This window comes from Aquabacterium sp. A7-Y, assembly GCF_026153205.1.
Taxonomy (GTDB): domain Bacteria; phylum Pseudomonadota; class Gammaproteobacteria; order Burkholderiales; family Burkholderiaceae_C; genus Caldimonas.
In genome coordinates this window covers 210,982-229,752 of record NZ_JAPFBW010000006.1, presented here as the reverse complement: position 1 = coordinate 229,752, position 18,771 = coordinate 210,982, and the positions used below count along the sequence as shown (strand labels likewise).

Annotated in this window: 18 protein-coding genes, 1 tRNA gene and 1 pseudogene; 7 read left to right on the top strand and 13 right to left on the bottom strand. The window is 66.7% G+C overall.

Annotated elements, in window-relative coordinates; translation table 11 throughout:
* Positions 1–13: 13 nt before the first annotated feature.
* Both OOT46_RS07410 and OOT46_RS07405 read right to left on the bottom strand, forming a co-directional pair.
* Positions 14–1,756, bottom strand: coding sequence for an ATP-binding protein (locus OOT46_RS07410; RefSeq protein WP_265402950.1), 1,743 nt, complete (start codon positions 1,754–1,756; stop codon positions 14–16).
* Between the two features lie 213 nt (positions 1,757–1,969).
* Positions 1,970–2,176, bottom strand: a complete 207-nt coding sequence (locus OOT46_RS07405) for a hypothetical protein (protein ID WP_265402949.1) — start codon at positions 2,174–2,176, stop codon at positions 1,970–1,972.
* Between the two features lie 260 nt (positions 2,177–2,436).
* On the opposite strand from OOT46_RS07405, the pseudogene tnpC reads away from it, so the two are divergent.
* A pseudogene (tnpC, locus tag OOT46_RS07400) lies at positions 2,437–3,860 on the top strand (IS66 family transposase); the annotation flags it as partial.
* 493 nt (positions 3,861–4,353) lie between these two features.
* Here the strand turns inward: tnpC and OOT46_RS07395 are convergent.
* The 6 genes from OOT46_RS07395 to OOT46_RS07370 all read right to left on the bottom strand — a co-directional run bounded on the left by OOT46_RS07395 (position 4,354) and on the right by OOT46_RS07370 (position 8,718).
* Positions 4,354–5,613, bottom strand: a complete 1,260-nt coding sequence (locus OOT46_RS07395; RefSeq protein ID WP_265402948.1) for an IS256 family transposase — start codon at positions 5,611–5,613, stop codon at positions 4,354–4,356.
* 280 nt (positions 5,614–5,893) lie between these two features.
* The gene (locus OOT46_RS07390) at positions 5,894–6,514 is read right to left on the bottom strand and encodes a hypothetical protein (RefSeq protein WP_265402947.1); all 621 of its coding nucleotides are present in this window, start codon (positions 6,512–6,514) and stop codon (positions 5,894–5,896) included.
* On the bottom strand, positions 6,511–6,867 hold the full coding sequence (locus OOT46_RS07385; RefSeq protein WP_265402946.1) for a hypothetical protein: 357 nt from the start codon (positions 6,865–6,867) through the stop codon (positions 6,511–6,513). The genes OOT46_RS07390 and OOT46_RS07385 overlap by 4 nt, the downstream gene beginning before the upstream one ends.
* Positions 6,868–6,984: 117 nt before the next feature.
* Positions 6,985–7,281 (bottom strand): hypothetical protein, encoded by a 297-nt coding sequence (locus OOT46_RS07380; protein WP_265402945.1) that lies wholly within the window; start codon positions 7,279–7,281, stop codon positions 6,985–6,987.
* A gap of 410 nt (positions 7,282–7,691) precedes the next feature.
* Positions 7,692–7,767: transfer RNA gene (locus tag OOT46_RS07375), tRNA-Ala, on the bottom strand.
* Positions 7,768–7,815: 48 nt separating this feature from the next.
* The gene (locus tag OOT46_RS07370) at positions 7,816–8,718 is read right to left on the bottom strand and encodes an NAD(P)-dependent oxidoreductase (protein WP_265402970.1); all 903 of its coding nucleotides are present in this window, start codon (positions 8,716–8,718) and stop codon (positions 7,816–7,818) included.
* A gap of 80 nt (positions 8,719–8,798) precedes the next feature.
* Between OOT46_RS07370 and OOT46_RS07365 the strand changes: the two genes are divergently transcribed.
* From OOT46_RS07365 to OOT46_RS07355, 3 genes are all read left to right on the top strand, one after another.
* Positions 8,799–9,737, top strand: a complete 939-nt coding sequence (locus OOT46_RS07365; protein WP_265402944.1) for an alpha/beta hydrolase — start codon at positions 8,799–8,801, stop codon at positions 9,735–9,737.
* Between the two features lie 34 nt (positions 9,738–9,771).
* Entirely contained in the window at positions 9,772–10,320 is a 549-nt protein-coding gene (locus OOT46_RS07360) for a peroxiredoxin (protein ID WP_265402943.1), read from the top strand.
* Positions 10,321–10,383: 63 nt separating this feature from the next.
* Positions 10,384–10,896 (top strand): carboxymuconolactone decarboxylase family protein, encoded by a 513-nt coding sequence (locus OOT46_RS07355; protein WP_265402942.1) that lies wholly within the window; start codon positions 10,384–10,386, stop codon positions 10,894–10,896.
* Positions 10,897–10,962: 66 nt separating this feature from the next.
* Here OOT46_RS07355 and OOT46_RS07350 read toward each other — a convergent pair whose 3' ends face one another.
* Together OOT46_RS07350 and OOT46_RS07345 are read right to left on the bottom strand one after the other, a co-directional pair.
* Complete coding sequence (locus tag OOT46_RS07350) at positions 10,963–11,694, bottom strand: pseudouridine synthase (protein ID WP_265402941.1); 732 nt, start codon at positions 11,692–11,694, stop codon at positions 10,963–10,965.
* Between the two features lie 13 nt (positions 11,695–11,707).
* Positions 11,708–12,109, bottom strand: coding sequence for a YchJ family protein (locus OOT46_RS07345; RefSeq protein WP_265402940.1), 402 nt, complete (start codon positions 12,107–12,109; stop codon positions 11,708–11,710).
* 71 nt (positions 12,110–12,180) lie between these two features.
* Here OOT46_RS07345 and yaaA point away from each other — a divergent pair, with 71 nt between their 5' ends.
* Genes yaaA through OOT46_RS07330 form a run of 3 tightly spaced genes read left to right on the top strand, consistent with a single transcriptional unit; the run spans position 12,181 to position 14,940 of the window.
* Positions 12,181–12,954 carry a peroxide stress protein YaaA gene (gene yaaA / locus OOT46_RS07340; RefSeq protein WP_265402939.1) on the top strand — a complete coding sequence of 258 codons (774 nt, stop codon included), beginning with the start codon at positions 12,181–12,183 and terminating at the stop codon, positions 12,952–12,954.
* A 56-nt stretch (positions 12,955–13,010) separates the two neighbouring features.
* The gene (locus OOT46_RS07335; RefSeq protein WP_265402938.1) at positions 13,011–13,877 is read left to right on the top strand and encodes a 2OG-Fe(II) oxygenase; all 867 of its coding nucleotides are present in this window, start codon (positions 13,011–13,013) and stop codon (positions 13,875–13,877) included.
* Positions 13,878–13,890: 13 nt separating this feature from the next.
* Positions 13,891–14,940: a CaiB/BaiF CoA transferase family protein gene (locus OOT46_RS07330; RefSeq protein ID WP_265402937.1), complete on the top strand. Its 1,050-nt coding sequence runs from the start codon at positions 13,891–13,893 to the stop codon at positions 14,938–14,940.
* Positions 14,941–14,946: 6 nt separating this feature from the next.
* Here OOT46_RS07330 and OOT46_RS07325 read toward each other — a convergent pair whose 3' ends face one another.
* The 3 genes from OOT46_RS07325 to OOT46_RS07315 all read right to left on the bottom strand — a co-directional run bounded on the left by OOT46_RS07325 (position 14,947) and on the right by OOT46_RS07315 (position 18,713).
* Complete coding sequence (locus OOT46_RS07325; protein ID WP_265402936.1) at positions 14,947–15,801, bottom strand: zinc-dependent peptidase; 855 nt, start codon at positions 15,799–15,801, stop codon at positions 14,947–14,949.
* Positions 15,802–15,978: 177 nt separating this feature from the next.
* A complete protein-coding gene (locus OOT46_RS07320) occupies positions 15,979–17,577 on the bottom strand; it encodes a DEAD/DEAH box helicase (RefSeq protein ID WP_265402935.1) in 1,599 nt (532 codons plus the stop codon).
* Positions 17,578–17,948: 371 nt separating this feature from the next.
* Entirely contained in the window at positions 17,949–18,713 is a 765-nt protein-coding gene (locus tag OOT46_RS07315) for a class I SAM-dependent methyltransferase (protein WP_265402934.1), read from the bottom strand.
* Positions 18,714–18,771: the final 58 nt, after the last annotated feature.

The following is an 18,771-nucleotide window of genomic DNA, read 5'->3' as shown; positions in this document are numbered from 1 at the left end:
ACCTTGTAATTCCCTAGAAAGTGGGGTGATCTCCCCGCTGCAGCCAACGACGGATGGCGCGTCCCAGCTTGTCCATCGTGCAAGGCTTTGTCAGGAAGTCGTCCATCCCCGCCAAACGCGCCTCTTCGACGTTGCTGGCGAGGGCGTTGGCGGTGAGCGCGATGATCGGCAAGCGACCCCGCCCGCGTTCCTGCTCAATGCGGCGCCAGCGCTGGCACACCTCGTAGCCCGACAGGCCCGGCAACATGCAGTCCATCAGCACCAGGTCGTACTCACCGGTCTCCAGGCTGCGCAGCGCCTCGTCCCCGTCGGCGGCGACCTCGCAAGTGCATCCCAGCTCCGCCAGCTGTGCCTCGAGCACAAGACTGTTCACCGGGTTGTCTTCGACCACCAAGATCCGCGGAGCGCCGGGGCCGGGTGAAGGGTGCAGGGGCTCCGCCGGCGTCAGCGGGGCGGCGCCGCTGTGGGCGAAGCGCGATTCAGGAGACTCCTGCCGCGGGACGGGCGGTGCCACCGCATCCGAAACAGGCATGGGCAACTCGAACCAGAAACAGGTTCCTTTGCCCGGCGTGCTTTTGAAGTCGATCGTGCCTCCCATCAATTGAACGAGGCGTTGCGAGATCGCCAGTCCCAGTCCAGTGCCACCATGACGTCTCGCTGTCGAGCTGTCCAGCTGCCGGAAGGGCTGGAAAAGGCGCTCACGGGCTTCGGATGGAATGCCCAGCCCGCTGTCCTCGACCTGGAAGCGCAGGAGCGCTCGGTCTGCCGCAACGTGGCGGGCCGTGAGACGCAGCTGTACGCTACCGGCCACGGAGAACTTAACCGCATTGCTGACCAGATTGCTCAACACTTGCCGCACCCGGTCAACGTCACCGACCACGGCGTGCGGCACGGCGGGATCAGTGTCCAGCGTAAGACCGAGCCCCTTGCTTCCCGCGTAGCTGAGGAACAAATCGCGGACTTCTTCCAGCAAGCTGCGCGGGTCGAACGCCTCCGCTGCCACGTGCAGCTCGTTCGCCTCGATCTTGGAGAGATCGAGGATGTCGTTCAGGATGCCGAGCAGCGACTTGCTCGACCGCAGCAGCGTCTCAGCCAATGCACGCTCACGCTCGCCCAGCGGCGACCGCACGAGCAAGTCGGCGGTGCCGAGGATGCCATTCATCGGTGTGCGGATCTCATGGCTCATCGTCGCCAGGAAGTCAGACTTGGCGCGGCTTGCTGCCTCAGCGGCAATCCGCAGCCGTTCAGCCTCGGCCAGTAGCTGCTCGCGACGACTGGCCTCTTCCTCCAGCGCTGACATTGCCGCTTTCAAATGGTTGACTGACGGGACCGTCAAGGCGTGTGGTACCAAGCGGATGAGCGCGATCGCGGTGAGCACCGAGGCGCCGGCGGTGACAACCTTGACGCTGCCGGACAGCCAGTAGCTCGGATTCCACACCGTCCAGACCTCCATGAAGTGCGTCGTCCCGCAGCTGACGATGAACAAGGCGAACAGGACAAACATCCAGTGGAAGGGCAGGTCGCCGCGTCGCCGAACGAGATGCAGCAGCGTCAGCGGGATGGTGACGTAGGCGAGGCCGATCAGGGCGTCGCTGACGACGTGCATGCCGAGCAGCGTCGGACTCCAGGTGAAGCAGTAGCCGTGCGGCAGCAGCCGGTCGGCGACGCTTCTGTCCTGCCACAGACTGAGCACGAGTCCGGTGCTGCCGGCCATGAGGGCGACGACGTGCCACGGCCGCGGGGTGAACGATTTCATGGAAGTCCTCCTCGCGCTTGCGAGAGCGCCCTGCGTGCTAGGGGACCATGCGAAATGGGAAGCCGCTTGAGCAGGCCCGCTCTGGCACGGGACAGCCCGGTTGGAGCTCAGACAATGTGCAAGGGACGGGCACGCCGATGTGCAGCATGCGGATGCCGTGGGCCGGGTTCACCCAGAAGGCTTCATTTGATAGCAGGGCCGTCGTGGAAACAGCTAATTTTGGGGGGCGTAGCCGGAATCGGCTCCCCCACATAGCCGGCCGAACGCTGCAAGCTGGGCGGTGTTGCCCGGTGTACAAAGTGTCGTACTGCTGACATAAATAACGATGTAGCTTGGACTGAACCACGGGCTTTTGCCCTGAGGCTGACCGGCTTTCTCCCAACCTGCACTAGCATCCAGCGTGCCCAATTCGATTTCCATGCCGGTACCTGTGCCGATCATCCGCGCTCATCCAACGCCGAGCAGTAGCGCAGTCTCCGTGTTCTAGCGGCCGGGCCGAGCGGGAGGCGGAACGTTGAGCAGGCCGACGCGCTGCACAGCGCCCTCGGGCCCTGTGCAGCGCAACCCCCGTCCGGCACGCAGGCCGATCGAACTTCCAGTTCCATCGCTCGCTCCTTGGCGTTGATGGGTGGGGAAAATCCGACGACCACGACTGAGGATTATTGGAAGACCACTAACATAAGCGAGACAAGTTCGGCGCCAGTTCCGAGCGCCTGGCGCACATCGGGCAGCTGGAGTTGCTGGTCGAAGACCTCGAGACCCGGTGCAGCGCGCTGCCGGACGGCGAGGCGCAGAACACCGCGCCGTCCACCCCTGCGCATCACCCCCCTGCACGCAAACCACTGCCGCCGCACCTGCCGCGCGAGACGGTGCTTCATGAGCCGGCCTGCAGCTGCAGCGAGTGCGGCGGCGAGCTGCGCTACGTCGGCGAGGATGTGGCCGAGGTGCTGGAGCTGGTGCCGCAGCGCTTCAAGGTGGTCCGACACGTCAGGCCGAAGTACGCCTGCCCGCGCTGCCAGACCCTGACCCAGATGCCGGCGCCGAGTCGCCCGATCGCTCGGGGCCTGGCGGGCCCGAACCTGCTGGCACACGTGCTGGTCAGCAAGTTCGCCGACCACCTGCCCCTGTACCGCCAGAGCGAGATCTACGCCCGCGAGGGGGTTGAGCTGGAGCGCTCGACGCTGGCGGACTGGGTGGGCAGCGCTTCGCGGCTGCTGGACCCCTTGATGGACGCGCTGCAGCAGTACGCGCTCAGCGCCGAGAAGCTGCACGCCGACGACACGCCGGTGGCCGTGCTCGCGCCCGGCAAGGGACGCACGAAGACCGGGCGGCTGTGGGCGTACGTGCGAGACGAGCGGCCGATGGGCAGCCAGGCGCCGCCGGCGGTGTGGTTCCAATATTCGCCCGACCGCAAGGGCGAGCGGCCACAGGAACATCTGAAGCACTTTGCTGGCATCCTGCAGGCCGACGGCTATTCGGGCTTCGAGGCGCTGTACGAGCAAGGCCGCGTGGTCGAGGCAGGCTGCTGGGCCCATGCGCGGCGCAAGTCTTCGAGCTGCAACAGGCCACGAAGTCGCCGCAGGCCCACGAGGCGCTGCGGCGCATCGGCGAGTTATACGAGATCGAGCGGCACGTTCGCGGCCGGCCGCCCAACGAGCGGTGGCGGGTGAGGCAAGAGCACGCGGTGCCGAAGCTGCAGGCACTGCGCAGGTGGATGGACGGCCTGCTCGCGGCCTCCTCGTCGAAGTCCGAACTTGCCCGGGCCATTCGCTACTCGCTGGGCCGTTGGCCTGCGCTCGTGCGCTACGCCGAGGACGGGCGGGTGGAGCTCGATAACAATGCGGCCGAGCGTGAGATCCGCGCCGTGGCCCTCGGCAGGAAGAATTGGTTATTCGCCGGATCAGACGCAGGAGGCGAACGGGCGGCGACGTTCTATAGTCTCATCGGAACGGCCAAGCTGAACGGCCTGGACCCGCAGGCGTACCTGGCGCATGTGCTGCAACACATCGGCAAACATCGCGTGGATCGGGTGGCGGAACTGCTGCCCTGCAACGTCGCGAGCCAGCTGGTTCGCGGCTCTGTTGAGGAACGGCAGGCGGCCTGATGTCAAGGCGTCGACCAGTGACGCGTACCGGTGCAGCGAGGCCCAGGTAGCTGAGAGGACCAGCACGCTTATCGCCAGAGGCAGATGACAGCGGCAGCAAGAATCATTAGAAAGAGCGAACCGAAGAAGGTAGCTACCCCTGTCACGGAACCGAGCATGGGCGCAGCGGTTACGAGAATGAAGCCGACAAAGAACAGCAAGACGGCCAAAGCGACAAACCGTCCGGGACCGCCCCAGAGCGGGCAGAGGCATAAGCCACCCACTGCAACGCTAATCCAACCGGCCAGATAGCTCCAAGCTTCAGCCCACGGGACAGGAAACCGAAGGCCTCGACGACCGGGAAGACTGGGCCTAGGGTCGCCGAGAAGTATGGTGCCATGCACGGCCGCATGCTGAATGGCAGCAAAGAGCTTGTAGCCAGCCAACGTACAGATGAGCAAGCCCAGGACGGGCCTGTCCGATTTTTTGTGTGTGAGGCTCTGAAGTCCAGCCGCTAAACGGCGGTCTTTATGAAGCGGTCGCCGTAGGCGATCGCAAACTGATTCATCGCTTCGCGCCATTCCTTGGCCGCACGGCCCCAGTCGGCCGTGATGTTGCGCAGCGCCAGCCAAAGCAGCTTGGTGGCCGCATCGTCACTGGGGAAGTGCCCGCGTGTCTTGATGATCTTACGCAACTGGGCGTGGATGCTCTCTATGGCGTTCGTTGTGTAAATCACCCGTCTCACCGCCGGCGCGAACGCAAAGAACGGAATCACCCGATCCCAACTGCGTCGCCAAGCGGCCACGACCGTGGGGAACTTCGTACCCCAAGGCCCCGCCTCAAAAGCATCCAGTTCGGCCGCTGCGGCCTCGGCGCTGGCGGCCTTGTAAATCGGCTTGAGTGCCGCGGCCAGCGCTTTGCGGTCCTTCCAGCTGGCGAAGTCCAGGCTGTTGCGGATCAAGTGCACGATGCAAGTCTGCAGCGTGGTGGCGGGAAACACCGCCGCCAAAGCCTCGGGCAGGCCCTTCAGGCCGTCGGTGACGGCAATCAGGATGTCGCCCACCCCACGCGTCTTCAGGTCGTTGAAGACCTTGAGCCAGAACTTGGCGCCCTCGGTGCCCTCGATCCACAGCCCCAGGATGTCGCGCGTGCCGTCCGGCAGCACGCCTAGCGCCAGGTACACGGCCTTGTTGCGCACCACCGCGTCTTCGCGAATCTTCACCCGCAGCGCGTCGAAGAACACCACCGGGTACATCGGCTCCAGCGGGCGACTCTGCCAGGCCGTCACCTCCGACATCACCGCGTCGGTCACCGAGCTGATGAACTCCGGCGACACCTCGGTGCCGTACTGCTCGGCCAGGAAAGCCTGGATCTCGCGCACCGTCATGCCGCACGCGTACATCGCCACGATCTTGTCGTCGAAGCCAGTAAAGCGCCGTTCGTGCTTGGGAATGAGTACCGGCTCGAAGCTGCCTTCGCGGTCGCGTGGCACTTCCACGCGCAGCGGTCCGTCTTCGGTCAGCACGGTCTTGCCGCTGGTGCCGTTGCGGTGGTTGCCCGCCTCTTCCGGCTTGGTGGCCCCGGGCGGGTAGCCCAGGTGGTGCGACAGTTCGGCGCCCAAGGCGCGCTCGATCAGGGCCTTCTTGAACGCCATCGAGGCGGCCTGGACCGCCTCGGCGCTCATCGGGCCCTTCACGAACTGGTCAATCAATTCCTTGGGAATCGACGGCAGTGCCGCCTGTGCGGCCGCAGCCGGCTTCTTCTTGCTTGGCATAGATGCTCCTGTTCGAGATGCTATGCCCCAAACACAAAAATCCTGACAGGCTCCGCCAACCACCTCGAAGCTGCTGCCGATCTCGCCGACTACATCGTCGGCTTTTACAACTCGGTGCGCTTGCACTCCACGCTCGGCTACCGCTCGCCGGTTGTTCACGAGCAAATAGTGGCCGCCACCCTATAGGCCACACTTTTACCTATCGGTGTGTCCGAAAAAACTGGACCACGACACTTTGCCACTTGTCCTCTACCGATCGCGAAACTCAGATCCGAACCTCTTATCGGACGCCGGTATCGAAGACCGTCCAGTCGTGGACGCAGTACCCAACGATTGAAGTGGACTCGTGCTCCGTCGCATCCGCTTCGGCGGCGACCACCGCTAGCCCTGCGATGTACTGTCCTTGCCGATCGACCCGGTAGTACATCTCGTCCCCGCCGTCGAACTCAAACGGCTCGGCTCCTGTTAGCTGGGAGAGCGGGGCGCCGATCCGCACCCCGTTGTATGTACCTAGATAACCGTCGAATGTATATATGCAGCCGAGGCGCCCATTGGTGGAAAAGCAAAGGCGGACCACATCAGGCCCGAAGTAGAGAGTGAAGCCTCGATCGCCAATGGGGAAATTCTCGACGAGCAGAACACCGCGGTTCTCGGAAATCGCCTCGTTAAGGTTGAAGCCGTCCGCGTAGGTTCCTCTGCGCGCTGGCTTCATCACGCGTTCGACGCTCGATTGTTGCTGTCCAATTTTGAACCCAGCGGCTGATCTTCCTGGCTCGATCGGGGCGTGAAGATTGAGCATCTGTACGAACAAGTGGGTTTTCGGGTGACAAGGATTGTGCCTCCAGAACAAGCGCCGCTTCCGCTGCAATGCGGTCGACCGCTTCAGGCTGAAAGCCGTCATTCGCGCACTTCTTCGATCACCGCCCCTTCAGCGTCAAGCTCCAGGTCAATCCATGCAATCGGATCAAAGGTAGAGATGCCTTCTAGGGCGAATGTTTTGGCGGTTCCTGCGTCGGAGCGGGGAACAAGATGGACTCTGCGAGGCTCTTCGAATCCGAGCGGCGCTTGCGGAGGCCCGATGTACTCCGTGACTTCAAGTTCGGCGCGGCAAACGCCATGAAAGGTGACTTTCAACCGCCGCGGACAGTGTTCGCCGAGCACGAACACTTTTGACGCTACAACGGTGAGGGTTCTCTCGTTGACGTCGATTCGCTCGATGTCACTCTCCGTCCAGTGCAGGCGATCAGGCGTCATTCATTTCCTCATTTCCTCGCGCTCACGTCAGTGTTTGCAGTTTCCATCCAGGCACCGTGGCTGAAAACCGGCGGTCCGTTCAAGGCTGAAAGCGGACCAAGCAAGTGGACTACCCCATTACCGGTTCAGCGCGACGGAGATGTCCAATGCAGGGTGCATCCGTCGTAGCGCCTGCAAAAGGCGACTCACCCCTTCTGCCTCGTCCGGCATGACGACGCCGAGGTAAACGAGCGACAGCACGGAGATGCGGCGAGGTGGAGAGGCTCGAACGGCATCGCATGCGAGCGAGATCAGAGAGTCCCACGTGAACTCCTGTCCCAGCGGGATGCCGAAAGCGACTGCAACTGTCTGCCTCACGAAGAGCGGAGTTCGCCCGCATTCAAAGTCGAGCGTCAGGACATCTTTGACTGCCATGGGGCAGATTCTGCCGTACGGCGCATGTCCGCTTCCGCTGCTCAGCCGCCATCCGCCGAAGTTCATCGAAGGGCCGCAACGGGTCGGGATACGACCATCGTCCTTTTCGGCAGGAGGGGTCACCGATGGGCGGGTTCGGTTTTCTCTTCGCTTTGCTCCTCCGAGATGATGCGCAACTGCTCTCTTCGACACACGCGCAAGTGCTTGTCCCGAAACGACTTCTGCGAAGGTCGAATCGAGAAAGTCGCTTGAGATTTTTAGAGAAACGGGGGCAAAAGAGAGTCGAACTCGACCTCAAACCGGCCGCGAAGGGCAGGGCATCGACCTTCGCAAACTGGCCGGAACCCCGCGCCGTCGCGGGAAACGCCCAAACAAAAACGCCCAACCGAGACCGGTTGGGCGTGATGTTCTGGTGGAGACGAGGAGGATCGAACTCCCGACCTTCGCATTGCGAACGCGACGCTCTCCCAGCTGAGCTACGTCCCCGAAAACCTCGGCATTGTAGCGGAATCGCCCGGCGGCGTGGCAAGTGCCTCAGCGCATCCCGTTTCGCCGTGCCAGTTCGCAGAACAGCGCACTGTGGTCCAGTTCCGCGAAGCCGTGCTCCGTGGCGCTTGCGTACAACTGCTCGAACAAACCCGTCACCGGTGCCTCAAACCCCAGCTCCGACGCTGTGTCCAGCGCATTGCGCATGTCCTTCAGCTGCACCGTCAGCGCCGCCCGTTTGACGAAGTCGTTCTCCACCATACGCTGCCCGTGCAGGTCCAGCACCCGGCTCTCGGCGAAACCGCCGCGGATCGCCTCTCGCACCTTCGCCATGTCGGCACCGCCCTTGGCACACAGCAGCAGGGCCTCGCTGACAGCGCCTATCGTGATGCCGACGATCATCTGGTTGGCCAGCTTGGCAAGTTGGCCCGCGCCGTGGGGGCCGACATGGGTGGCCCGCCCCAGCGGGGCGAAGACGGGCAGGGCGCGCTCGAAGTCGGCGGCCTCGCCTCCGGCCATGATCGCCAGCGTGCCCGCTTCGGCGCCGACGGTGCCGCCGGAAACCGGGGCGTCGAGGTGGGCCATGCCCAGCTCGCGCAGGCGGGCGGCGTGCTGGCGGGCTTGTGAAGGTTTGATCGAACTCATGTCGATCACCAGTGTTCCGGGCTTGAGCACCGAGGCCACGCCCTGACCGAACAAGACGCTGTCGACCACCTCGCCGTTGTCCAGCATGGTGATCACGATGTCGGCGTCGCGCACGGCCTGCGCCGCGGTATGCGCCACGCGTGCCCCATGCGACGCGAGCCGCAAAGCCTTCTCGCGGGTGCGGTTCCAGGCCGTCACTTCAAAACCCGCTTCGCGCAGGCGCTTGGCCATCGGCATGCCCATTAGGCCGATTCCCAGGACCGTGAGGTTCATCGTGCTTGCCCTGTTGCGGTGAAAATCCGTCAGTCAGCAGTATAGGAAGTCAGCAAGCTAGGAAGTGCACGACCCGTGCAGAACGACGAGACGATCGCGTGGAGGAAACGCCGATGCAGCGCAAGCCTGATCCAGCCTGGCTCAACGCCCAATACAGCAACCGAGGACGTATTCCGGACTATTCGCAAACCTTGCTGAGCTGGGCTCACCAGTCCGCCCAGGCCCGTGCGGCACTCTCGCGCCGGGTCGACGTGCGCTACGGCGACGGGCTCAACGAAACGCTGGATGTCTTCCCGACCCACCGTGCGCGAGCGCCGGTGCTGGTGTTCCTGCACGGCGGCTGGTGGCGCGCGCTCGACAAGGCCGACCACTCCTTCATCGCGCCGGCCTTCGTCGAGCAAGGGGCGGCGGTCGTGATCCCGAACTTTGCGCTGTGCCCCGTCGCGACGATCGAGCAGATCGTGATGCAGATGGTGCGTGCGCTCGGCTGGGTCGCGCGCCACATCGCCTCCTATGGCGGCAATCCGGACCGCATCGTGGTCGCCGGCCATGCCGCCGGCGCCCACCTCGCGGCCATGCTGCTGAGCTGCCGCTGGGCCGACTGCACCCCGGCCCTGCCGGCCGGCCTGGTGAAGGGAGCGCTGGCGATCTCCGGCCTCTACGACCTGGAGCCGCTGCGGCAGACGCCCTTCCTGCAGATGGACCTCGGCCTCACCCCACGTTCGGTGCGCAAGCTCAGCCCCGCGGGCTTCCCGGCCCCTGCGGTGCCCCTTCTCGCGGTCGTGGGAGCTCTTGAGACCGAAGAGTTCCAGCGCCAGAATGCCCTGATCCGTGCGGCTTGGGGGCCAACTGCAGTCCCTGTCTGCGAGGTCCTGCCCGGCGCCCATCACTTCGCCACCCTCGACGGCCTGGCCCGCCGGGGCAGCCGCCAGCAGCAACTGGCCTTGGGCCTGCTTCACGGCACGGCGGCGAGTGTTTCCAGCCCGACGTCCAGTGAGGCGCTTAGGCAAAACCAATGCGGAAAAACACAGGCCTCCGCCATGATCAATTGATCACTTCCTTCTACCGCTCAAACAGGAGTTATTAATGAAAACGATCGGCGACAAGGTCGAAGCTTTTTCCGTGGTTGGCGTGAAGCCTGGCTTCAACCACCACGAAGAAAACGGCCAATCCGCTTTCGAGACCATCACCGAGCAGTCCTTCCCGGGCAAGTGGAAGATCATTTACTTCTACCCGAAGGACTTCACCTTCGTCTGCCCGACCGAGATCGTCGGTTTCGCCAAGCTGCAGAAGGACTTCGCCGACCGCGACGCGGTGCTGCTGGGCGGCTCGACCGACAACGAGTTCTGCAAGCTGGGCTGGCGCCGTGAGCACAAGGACCTCAACGCCCTGAACCACTACGCCTTCGCCGACGTCACCGGGTCGCTGGTGGACCAGTTGGGCGTGCGCGATCGGGAAGCCGGTGTTGCCCTGCGCGCCACCTTCATCGTCGACCCGGACAACACCATCCAGCACGTCTCGGTCAACAACCTCAACGTCGGCCGCTCGCCCGAAGAAATCCTGCGACTGCTGGACGGCCTGCAGACCGACGAGCTGTGCCCCTGCAATCGCGGCGTCGGCGGCAGCACGCTCTGATCGGCACGCTCGCGAAACCCGCCTTCGGCGGGTTTTTTCAGCCCAAATACTTAGGAGAAGTCGATGGACTTCCTTAGCGCTATCAAGGATCTCATCCCCGACTACGCCAAGGACATCCGGCTGAACATCGACGGCACCATCGCACGCTCCAGCCTGCCGGCCGAAGACGCCCTGGGTTGCGCGCTGGCGGCGGCTTTCGCGGCCAAGAGCAAGGACATCGTCGACGTCCTGAGCGCCAACACCCCCGAAGCGGAGCGCAACGCGGCCCTGACGGCCGCCGCGCTGATGGGCATGAACAACGCCTGGTATCCCTTCGTCGAGATGGCCGAGGATGCCGAGCTGAAGACCGTGCGCGCCGAACTGCGCATGAACGCCTACGCCACCAGCGGCGGCGTCGAGAAGAAAAAGTTCGAGGCCTATGCGCTGGCGGCTTCCATCGTCGGGAAGTGCCACTTCTGCGTGAAGTCGCACTACGACTTGCTGAAGAAGGAAGGCTACAGCGTGCAGCAGCTGCGGGACATCGGCCGCATTGCCGCGGTCGTGAATGCCGCGGCCCAGGTCATCGCGGCCCGCTGAGTCGGCGCCGACCTGCATGAGCGAGGCACCCGCGGGGCGCCTCGCTCCTGCAGGGGCGCCCGCCTCTCACTGCCAGCCGGGTTGGGCCAGCAGGGCCTGCCAATCGGCGCCGGGCGGCGCTGCCAGCCGCAGCGGCTCGCCGCTCACGGGGTGGGCGAGCCGGAGTTCGGCCGCGTGCAGCCAGAGCCGCTGGATCCCCAGCCGGGCCGCCCACCAGCGGTTGTGCGGGCCCTTGCCGTAGGTGGCGTCGCCGATCAGCGGGTGGCTGATGTGCTTGAGGTGGCGGCGGATCTGGTGCTGGCGTCCGGTCTCGGGCTTCACTTCCAGCAGCGCGTAGCGGCTGGTCGGATGGGGGCCGAGCGAGGACTCGGTCTCCAGTGTCGCGAGCCGCCGCCAGCGGGTCAGCGCCTGTTGCGCGTCCTCGCTGATGCCGCGCGACTCGTCGGGGCGGTCTTCCTCGATGCGGGCCAGCGCATGGTCGATGACACCTTCGGCCGCCGGCCAGCCCCGCACCAAGGCGAGGTAGGTCTTGGTCACGGCCTGCGACTCGAATTGCAGGCTCAGCGTCCGGGCCGTGGCGGCGTCGCGCGCGAACAGCAGCACGCCCGAGGTGCCGCGGTCGAGCCGGTGCACCGGCCAGACATGGCTGCCGCCGAGCTGGTCGCGCACCAACTGCAGCGCGAAAAACTCGTCGTCGCGCGCCAGCGGCGTGCGGTGTACGAGCAGCGCCGGCGGCTTGTGCACGGCGACCATGCGCTCGTCGAGGTAGAGCACCGGAAGTCGCGGAGGCGAGGCCATGGCGTGCGGGGGCTCAGTACAGCTCGCCGTCAACATAAAACCAGCGGCCCTGCTCGCGCACGAAGCGGCTGAGCTCGTGCAGCCGATGGGCCCGGCCGCCCAGCTTGCTGCGTGCCACGAACTCGACGCGCGCATGGTCGTCGTCCTGCCGTTCGTGGCGGCGCACCTCCAGCCCCAGCCATTTGAGGCCGGGTTCGTCGGCGCCGAGTGAGGCGGGCCGCGTGTCGGGGTGCCAGGTGGCGAGCAGGTAGTCCTGCAGTTGCAGTACGAAGGCGCTGTAGCGCGAGCGCATCAACGCCTCGGCATCGGGCGCCTGCAGGTGCAGCGGTCCGGAGTGCCAGCGGCCGCAGCAGGCCGCATAGGTCCGCCCGCGGCCGCAGGGGCAGGGCGAGGCGGTCGAAGGGAGCTTGTGCATGCCGGCATCCTACCGGGGCCGGCACTGGTAACCTTGCGCCCCGCGATCCCGAACCCTTGAACTTTTCCGTCATGCTTTTCCTGCTGTCGCCTGCCAAGACCCTGGACTACGAAACGCCGCCGCGCCCCCGCCGCCACAGCGAGCCGCTGTTCGTCGAGCAGGCGACCCAGCTGATCGAGGTGCTGCGGCAGAAGACGCCCGCAGACATCGCCACCCTGATGTCGCTCAGCGACGCCCTGGCCAGCCTCAACGTGGCCCGCTACGCGGCCTGGAGCCCGCGCTTCACGGTGGAAAACTCGAAACAGGCGGTGCTCGCCTTCAACGGCGACGTCTACGAAGGACTGGACGCCGCCCGCCTGGACGAGTCCCAGCTCGACTGGGCCCAGCAGCACGTCGCCATCCTCAGCGGCCTCTACGGCGTGCTGCGCCCGCTCGACCTGATGCAGCCCTACCGGCTGGAGATGGGAACGCGGCTCGCCAACCCCCGCGGCAAGGACCTCTATGCCTTCTGGGGTGCAAGGATTGCCGAACATCTGAACCAGCGCCTGGCCGGCGACATCTCGCCGGTGGTGGTGAACCTGGCGTCGGAGGAGTACTTCAAGGCGGTGGACCGCAAGGCCCTCAAGGCCCGGGTGGTGCAGTGCGTCTTCGAGGACTGGAAGGGCGGCAGCTACAAGATCATCAGCTTCCATGCCAAGCGCGCGCGCGGCCTGATGGCGCGCTTCGCGATCGAGCAGCGGGTCAACGTGCCGGCCGGGCTGCACGCTTTCGACAGCGAGGGCTACCGTTATGAAGCGGGGCTCTCGCAGCCCGACCGCCTGGTGTTCCGCCGCAAACTGGTGTAACGCCTCCGGGGCCGGTCCCGATGGCGGAGGGCGCCGCTTCCTGCAAAATCGCGCGCATGAGTGCCCAACAGATCACCCCCCAGTTGCGCCAGTGGATCATCGAGCAGGCGACCGCAGGCCACACGCCGGACTCCGTGCTGCAGGCCATGCTCGACAGCGGATGGCAGGAAGAGGTAGCGGTCCAGGCGATGGAGCAGACCCTGGAAGCCCACCTGCGCGGCCAGGGCCAGCTGGAAGCGCTGAAGGCCGGCCTGCCGCCCGAGTCGAAACCCCTGCCGGAGCCCGAGCTGCAGCAGTCGCCCAGCACCCTGAACATCAGCGGCCACGAGGTGAAGGTGCTGCTGAACATGCAGGACCCGCGTGTGGTCGTCTTCGGCGGCTTGCTCACGGACGAGGAGTGCGATCAGCTGATGGCGCAGGCCGGGTCCCGCTTGGCGCGTTCCGAGACGGTCAAGAACGAGACCGGCACGAGCGAGATCAACGAGGCCCGCACCAGCGATGGCATGTTTTTTCAGCGCGGCGAGAACGCCTTGTGCGAACGCCTGGAGCGGCGCATCGCCGAGCTGCTGCGCTGGCCGGTCGAGAACGGCGAGGGGCTGCAGGTGCTGCGCTACCGCCCGGGCGCCGAGTACAAGCCACACTACGACTACTTCGACCCGGCCCAGGCCGGCACCGCCACGGTGCTCAAGCGCGGCGGCCAGCGGGTCGGCACGCTGGTGATCTACCTGAACACCCCGGCCAAGGGCGGCGCCACGACCTTTCCCGACATCAAGCTGGAGGTCGCGCCGGTCAAGGGCAACGCGGTGTTTTTCAGCTATGACCGTCCGCACCCGGCCACCCGCACCTTGCATGGCGGCGCCCCCGTGATCGAGGGCGAGAAGTGGGTGGCGACCAAGTGGCTGCGCGAAGGCCGCTTCGAATAAGGCGGCGCCGCACATGACGGCCGCCGGCCAGGCCGACGACGACGACGCGCCGCTGGCCGGCGTCCGGGTCCTCGACCTGAGCCGGCTGCTGCCGGGGCCCTATGCCTGCTGGCACTTGCGCCGCCTCGGTGCCGAGGTGCTGAAGATCGAGGACCCGGGGCCCGGCGATCCGGCGCGGGTGCTGATGCAGACCGAGGACGAGCGCCTTGCAGGGCAGCCGAGCCTGTTTTTTCGGCGCCTCAACGAGGGCAAGCGGCTGCAGCGCATCGATCTGGCGGACGCGGCCGGCCGCGAGGCGCTGCTCGGGCTGGTGCGCGACGCCGACGTGCTGGTGGAGGGTTTCAGGCCCGGCGTGATGGACCGCCTGGGCCTCGGCTGGACTGCCTTGCGGGCCGCCAACCCACGCCTCGTGATGTGCTCGATCAGCGGCTGGGGCCGGCAGGGCCCCTGGGCGGGATGCGCCGGGCACGACATCAACTACCTGGCGCAGGCTGGCGTGCTGCAGCAGATCGCGACGCGCGAAGGCCGGCCGGTGCTGCCCAACTTCCAGATTGCCGACCTCTTCGGCGGCACCCAGGCCGCGGTCGCCGGCATCCTGGCCGGCCTGCTGGGCGTGCAGCGCCATGGCCGTGGCCGGCACGTCGACATCTCGATGGCGCACGTCGTGCACGCCCACCACCTGTTGCCGCGTCTGCAGGTCGAGCGCAGTGGCCATGCCCCGCCGCCGGGCGCCGACCTGCTGACCGGCGGCGCCCCCTGCTACAACCTCTATCGCACCCAGGACGCGCGCTGGATGGCGGTGGGCGCGCTGGAGCTGAAGTTCTGGCGTCGCGTTTGCGAGGTGCTGGGCCGCCCGGAGTGGGGCGAACGGCACTGGTCGCTGGGCCAGGCCGTCGGGGGCGAGGATGCGCGGGCGCTGCAGACCGATGTGGCGGCGCTGTTCGCCCGCGAGACCCAGGCCCACTGGACCGCCCGCTTCGAGCCGGCCGACTGCTGCGTCAGCCCGGTGCTCAGCATGGAGGAGGCGATGCGCCACCCGCTGTTCGCCGACGCTCCGGCCTGAGCGTGGCTACCAGCTGCGCGGGTCGAGCCGGTAGAACTCGCTCAGTTCGCGGTAGACCTCCGGGCATTCTTCCGCGAGTTCGCGGCCCTGCTCGAAAAACACCTCCGAAGCCACCGCGAAAAACTCCGCCGGGTTGGTCGCGGCATAGTCGCTCAGCAGCCCGGCCCGGCCCTCGGCCACACTGGCTTGCAGGCGGGCGTATTCGGCGCTCAGCACGGCGGCCCAGCGCTCGCGCCGGAGGCGCCCGGCCTGGTGGGGCGCGCCGTTGGCGCTGCCCTTGTCCTGGTCGAGCTGGTGGGCGAACTCGTGGATCACGACATTGCGGCCGTCGTCCGCGATCGCCGCGCCTTCGAGCACGTCCTGCCACGACAGGATCACCTGGCCCTGCGACCACGACTCGCCCGACAGCACCTGGCGCTCCTCGCGCAGGATGCCGCTGGGCTCGCTGTGCACGCGGTCGACCACGAAGGCGCCCGGGTAGACCAGCACCTGGCGCAGCCGCGGATAGTGGTCGGCCGCGCGGTTGAGCTGCAGCAGGCAGGCCTGGGCCGCGATGGTGACGCGCACCTCGTCGTCGATGGGCTGGCCGGCGCAGCCAATGAAGCGTTTCTCGGCCAGGAAAATCTGGATGTGTCGTTTCAGCTGCAACTGCAGCGGCGGCGGCAGCTTGGCGGCGAGCGGCACGCGCCGTCGCAGGATGGTGCGCCATGCGGCCGGGAAGGGCTGTCGGCAGATGCGCGCACGGCGGCGCGCCAGGCGGGCCGGGCCGCTGAGCACCCAGCCGATGAAGAGGGCCGCCAGGATAAACAGGACGAGCAGTGGCAAGTGGGCCCCCAGGGTGTCGCGTGAGCGGATGGGCATCACCTGGGTCTGCCGGGGCGCTTTTCAACGCCGCCGGTGCGGCGGGCCGGACAGGCGGTGTGCACGCACGGGCCGGCGAGCGCCGGCCCGTGCTTTGCGCGCCGGACATCGGGCAGGCGAAAAAAAACCGGGTCACGGGGACCCGGCTTGCCGTGCTCGTTCGCCGAAGCGAGGCGATCAGCCTTCGCGGCGCTTGCTGCCGAAGGGCTTGCCGCCGAAAGGCTTGCCGCCGCCGAACTTCTGACCGGCGGGCTTGCCGAACTTCGGGCCGCCGGCCGGGCGATCGCCGTGCGGCTTGGCGTGGTTGGCCGCGCCGAAGGGCTTCTGGTGGCCGTGGCCGCGGGCGGCGTCACGGGCATGCGGCGGCGTGTCGTGGGCACGCACCGGCTCGAACCAGTTGTCGTCGTGCTGGCGACGCGCCGGCTGGGCCGCGCGGTCGAAGGGGCTGCGGTCGCGCGCAGCGCCGCCCGCACCGCGGTGTTCGCTGCGCTGGGCGAACTCGCCACGGGGCGCGAAGTCGCCACGCGGTGCGAAGTCGCGGCGCGGCTTGAAGCCGGCCTTGCCCATGCCCGGTTTCCAGCCTTCGGGCTTCTTGCGCTCGGTCGGCTCCGGGGTCTTGGGCTCCAGGCCGGCAATGACCTGGGCCGGGATGCGCTGGGTCGTGAAACGCTCGATGCGGCGGATCATCGGCGTGTCGCGGCGCTCGGCCAGCGTGATCGCAAGACCGTCGCGGCCCGCACGGCCGGTGCGACCGATGCGGTGCACGTAGTCCTCGGCCTTCATCGGCAGGCCGTAGTTGATCACGTGCGTGATGGTGGGCACGTCGATGCCGCGCGCGGCCACGTCGGTCGCGACCAGCACGCGCAGCTGGCGCATGCGCAGGCCTTGCAGCACGCGGTTGCGACGGCCTTGCGGCATGCCGCCGTGCAGTGCGGCGACGGCATGGCCCATCTCGGCCAGGCGGTCGGCGAGCCAGTCGGCGTCGCGCTGGGTGCTGGTGAACACCACGGCCTGGTCCAGCTCGCGCTCGGCCAGGATGCTTTCCAGCAGCGAGTTCTTGTGCGAGATGCTGTCGGCCCAGTGCAGACGCTGCTCGATGTTGGCGTGGGTGTCGGTGTGCGAAGCGACGTCGATACGCTGCGGCTCACGCGTCAGGCGCTGGGCCAGGCCGCCGACGTGGCCGGCGAAGGTGGCGCTGAACATCACCGTCTGGCGCTGCTCGGGCAGGGCGTCGGCAATGGTCGTGATGTCATCGATGAAGCCCATGTCCAGCATGCGATCGGCCTCGTCGAGCACCAGCATCTGCACGTTGTCCAGCACCGCCTTGCCGGAGCCGAGGTGGTCCAGCAGGCGGCCGGGGGTCGCGATCAGCACGTCCAGCGGGCCGCGCAGGGCCTTGAGCTGGGCGGCATAGGGCACGCCGCCGACGATGGTCGCGACACGCAGGCCCTGCACGCTGCGGCCGTAGGTGATGAAGGCCTTGGAGACCTGCATCGCGAGTTCGCGGGTGGGCGCCAGCACGAGCACGCGCGGGCCGTGCACCACGCCTTTTTCGCGGCGCTTGGTGTTGTCGCCGCGGGCGGCGATGATGCCTTCGAGTGCCGGCAGCACGAAGGAAGCGGTCTTGCCGCTGCCGGTGCTGGAGGAGACCATCAGGTCGTGACCGGCGAGGGCCTGAGGGATGGCCTGTGCCTGCACATCGGTGGGGGCGGTGTAGCCCGCGGCCTCGACGGCCTGGAGGATGGCAGGGTTCAGACCCAGGGAAGCAAACGTCATGACTTTCTTTCAAGCAAAAGCCAGCACCGGTGGCCGGTGAGCCACGTCAAAGCGCTGCAGTCCGCATGGCTGAAACAAGCAGCCCGCGGGACCTTCAGGTGGAGTCGCGAATCGATGGAGGCCGCAAGGGCCGAGTCGGTGGTGCGACGGCATCGCCGCCAACCAGGACTCAAGACGCGGCAGAGGTGCACCTGTGGCGGTGCCCGGCTTGAAAGGGTCAGAGGGGATGAACGAAGAGCGCCGCTGTTCGCGGCGCCCGGGACGTATTGTGCCCTAATGTCCGATCGCGCGCCAGTCCGGAACTTTTCCGAGGACCGGGACGGGCGTGGAGCCCGTCACGTTTGTGTTTGTCGTGCCGACGGCCGACAGGATCAGGCCCGACCCGGCACGTAGCCCGCCACCATCTTCAAGGGCATCGACACGCGCAGCGTTGCGCCCTCGGGCGTCAGCTGCCTGGCGTCGGCGAACAGCTGATCCATGGCGGCCGTCGCCACTGTATCGGCGCGGCTTCTCTGGTAGGCCGACCAGGTCTGCATGTAGTCGATCAACGCCTGCAAGGTCCAGTGCATCTCGATGCTGAAAGCCGGCGTGGCGATCCGTTCGAAGGGAAAGGCGGTGTCGCGGTCCTGGTAGCCGTCCCACAGGATGCGATTCCCGGGGGCCCAGAACGGAGCGAGGGTGCGCAGCAGGGGAGCGACGAGGCCATGCTCCACCTCGGCGTCGGTGTGCAGCCTGTCATAGCCCCAGGCGCAGAAGAGCGCCCCCGGCCTGGCGACACGCCGCACCTCGGGCCAGAACGCGGCCGGGTTGAACCAGTGCAGCGCCTGGGCGACGACGACGAGGTCGAAGCGGTGGTCCGGAAAGTCGGTCTGTTCCGCCGGCTGGATCGAGTAATGGAGGTTCGGCGCCCGCCTGGCATGCTCGATCTGCTCGGCACTGATGTCGCTCGCGAAGACCTGTTCGAAGCGGGCCGCGAGGTCGAAGGCGGCCTGGCCGTTGCCGGTGGCGCAGTCCCACGCTGACGCGCGGCGCCGGCAACTCGACGCCAGCCAGTCGAACAGCGCCGGAGGGTAGTGGGGGCGGGCACTCGCGTAGGTCTCGGGCTGGTCGGCGAAGGGGTTGCGGGTGGCCTGCATGGCGGGTCCTCCTGAGCGAACAATGAGGCGGGCACAAGGCGAGGCGCCGGGGGTCTCC

Coding starts and splice junctions, on each gene's coding strand:
- OOT46_RS07405 (WP_265402949.1), bottom strand. CDS start 2,176: ATGGAAATCGAATTGGGCACGCTGGATGCTAGTGCAGGTTGGGAGAAA.
- OOT46_RS07315 (WP_265402934.1), bottom strand. CDS start 18,713: ATGCAGGCCACCCGCAACCCCTTCGCCGACCAGCCCGAGACCTACGCG.
- OOT46_RS07345 (WP_265402940.1), bottom strand. CDS start 12,109: ATGCACAAGCTCCCTTCGACCGCCTCGCCCTGCCCCTGCGGCCGCGGG.
- OOT46_RS07390 (WP_265402947.1), bottom strand. CDS start 6,514: ATGACGGCTTTCAGCCTGAAGCGGTCGACCGCATTGCAGCGGAAGCGG.
- OOT46_RS07365 (WP_265402944.1), top strand. CDS start 8,799: ATGCAGCGCAAGCCTGATCCAGCCTGGCTCAACGCCCAATACAGCAAC.
- OOT46_RS07325 (WP_265402936.1), bottom strand. CDS start 15,801: ATGCCCATCCGCTCACGCGACACCCTGGGGGCCCACTTGCCACTGCTC.
- OOT46_RS07320 (WP_265402935.1), bottom strand. CDS start 17,577: ATGACGTTTGCTTCCCTGGGTCTGAACCCTGCCATCCTCCAGGCCGTC.
- OOT46_RS07330 (WP_265402937.1), top strand. CDS start 13,891: ATGACGGCCGCCGGCCAGGCCGACGACGACGACGCGCCGCTGGCCGGC.
- yaaA (WP_265402939.1), top strand. CDS start 12,181: ATGCTTTTCCTGCTGTCGCCTGCCAAGACCCTGGACTACGAAACGCCG.
- OOT46_RS07385 (WP_265402946.1), bottom strand. CDS start 6,867: ATGACGCCTGATCGCCTGCACTGGACGGAGAGTGACATCGAGCGAATC.
- OOT46_RS07350 (WP_265402941.1), bottom strand. CDS start 11,694: ATGGCCTCGCCTCCGCGACTTCCGGTGCTCTACCTCGACGAGCGCATG.
- OOT46_RS07360 (WP_265402943.1), top strand. CDS start 9,772: ATGAAAACGATCGGCGACAAGGTCGAAGCTTTTTCCGTGGTTGGCGTG.
- OOT46_RS07410 (WP_265402950.1), bottom strand. CDS start 1,756: ATGAAATCGTTCACCCCGCGGCCGTGGCACGTCGTCGCCCTCATGGCC.
- OOT46_RS07355 (WP_265402942.1), top strand. CDS start 10,384: ATGGACTTCCTTAGCGCTATCAAGGATCTCATCCCCGACTACGCCAAG.
- OOT46_RS07380 (WP_265402945.1), bottom strand. CDS start 7,281: ATGGCAGTCAAAGATGTCCTGACGCTCGACTTTGAATGCGGGCGAACT.
- OOT46_RS07395 (WP_265402948.1), bottom strand. CDS start 5,613: ATGCCAAGCAAGAAGAAGCCGGCTGCGGCCGCACAGGCGGCACTGCCG.
- OOT46_RS07335 (WP_265402938.1), top strand. CDS start 13,011: ATGAGTGCCCAACAGATCACCCCCCAGTTGCGCCAGTGGATCATCGAG.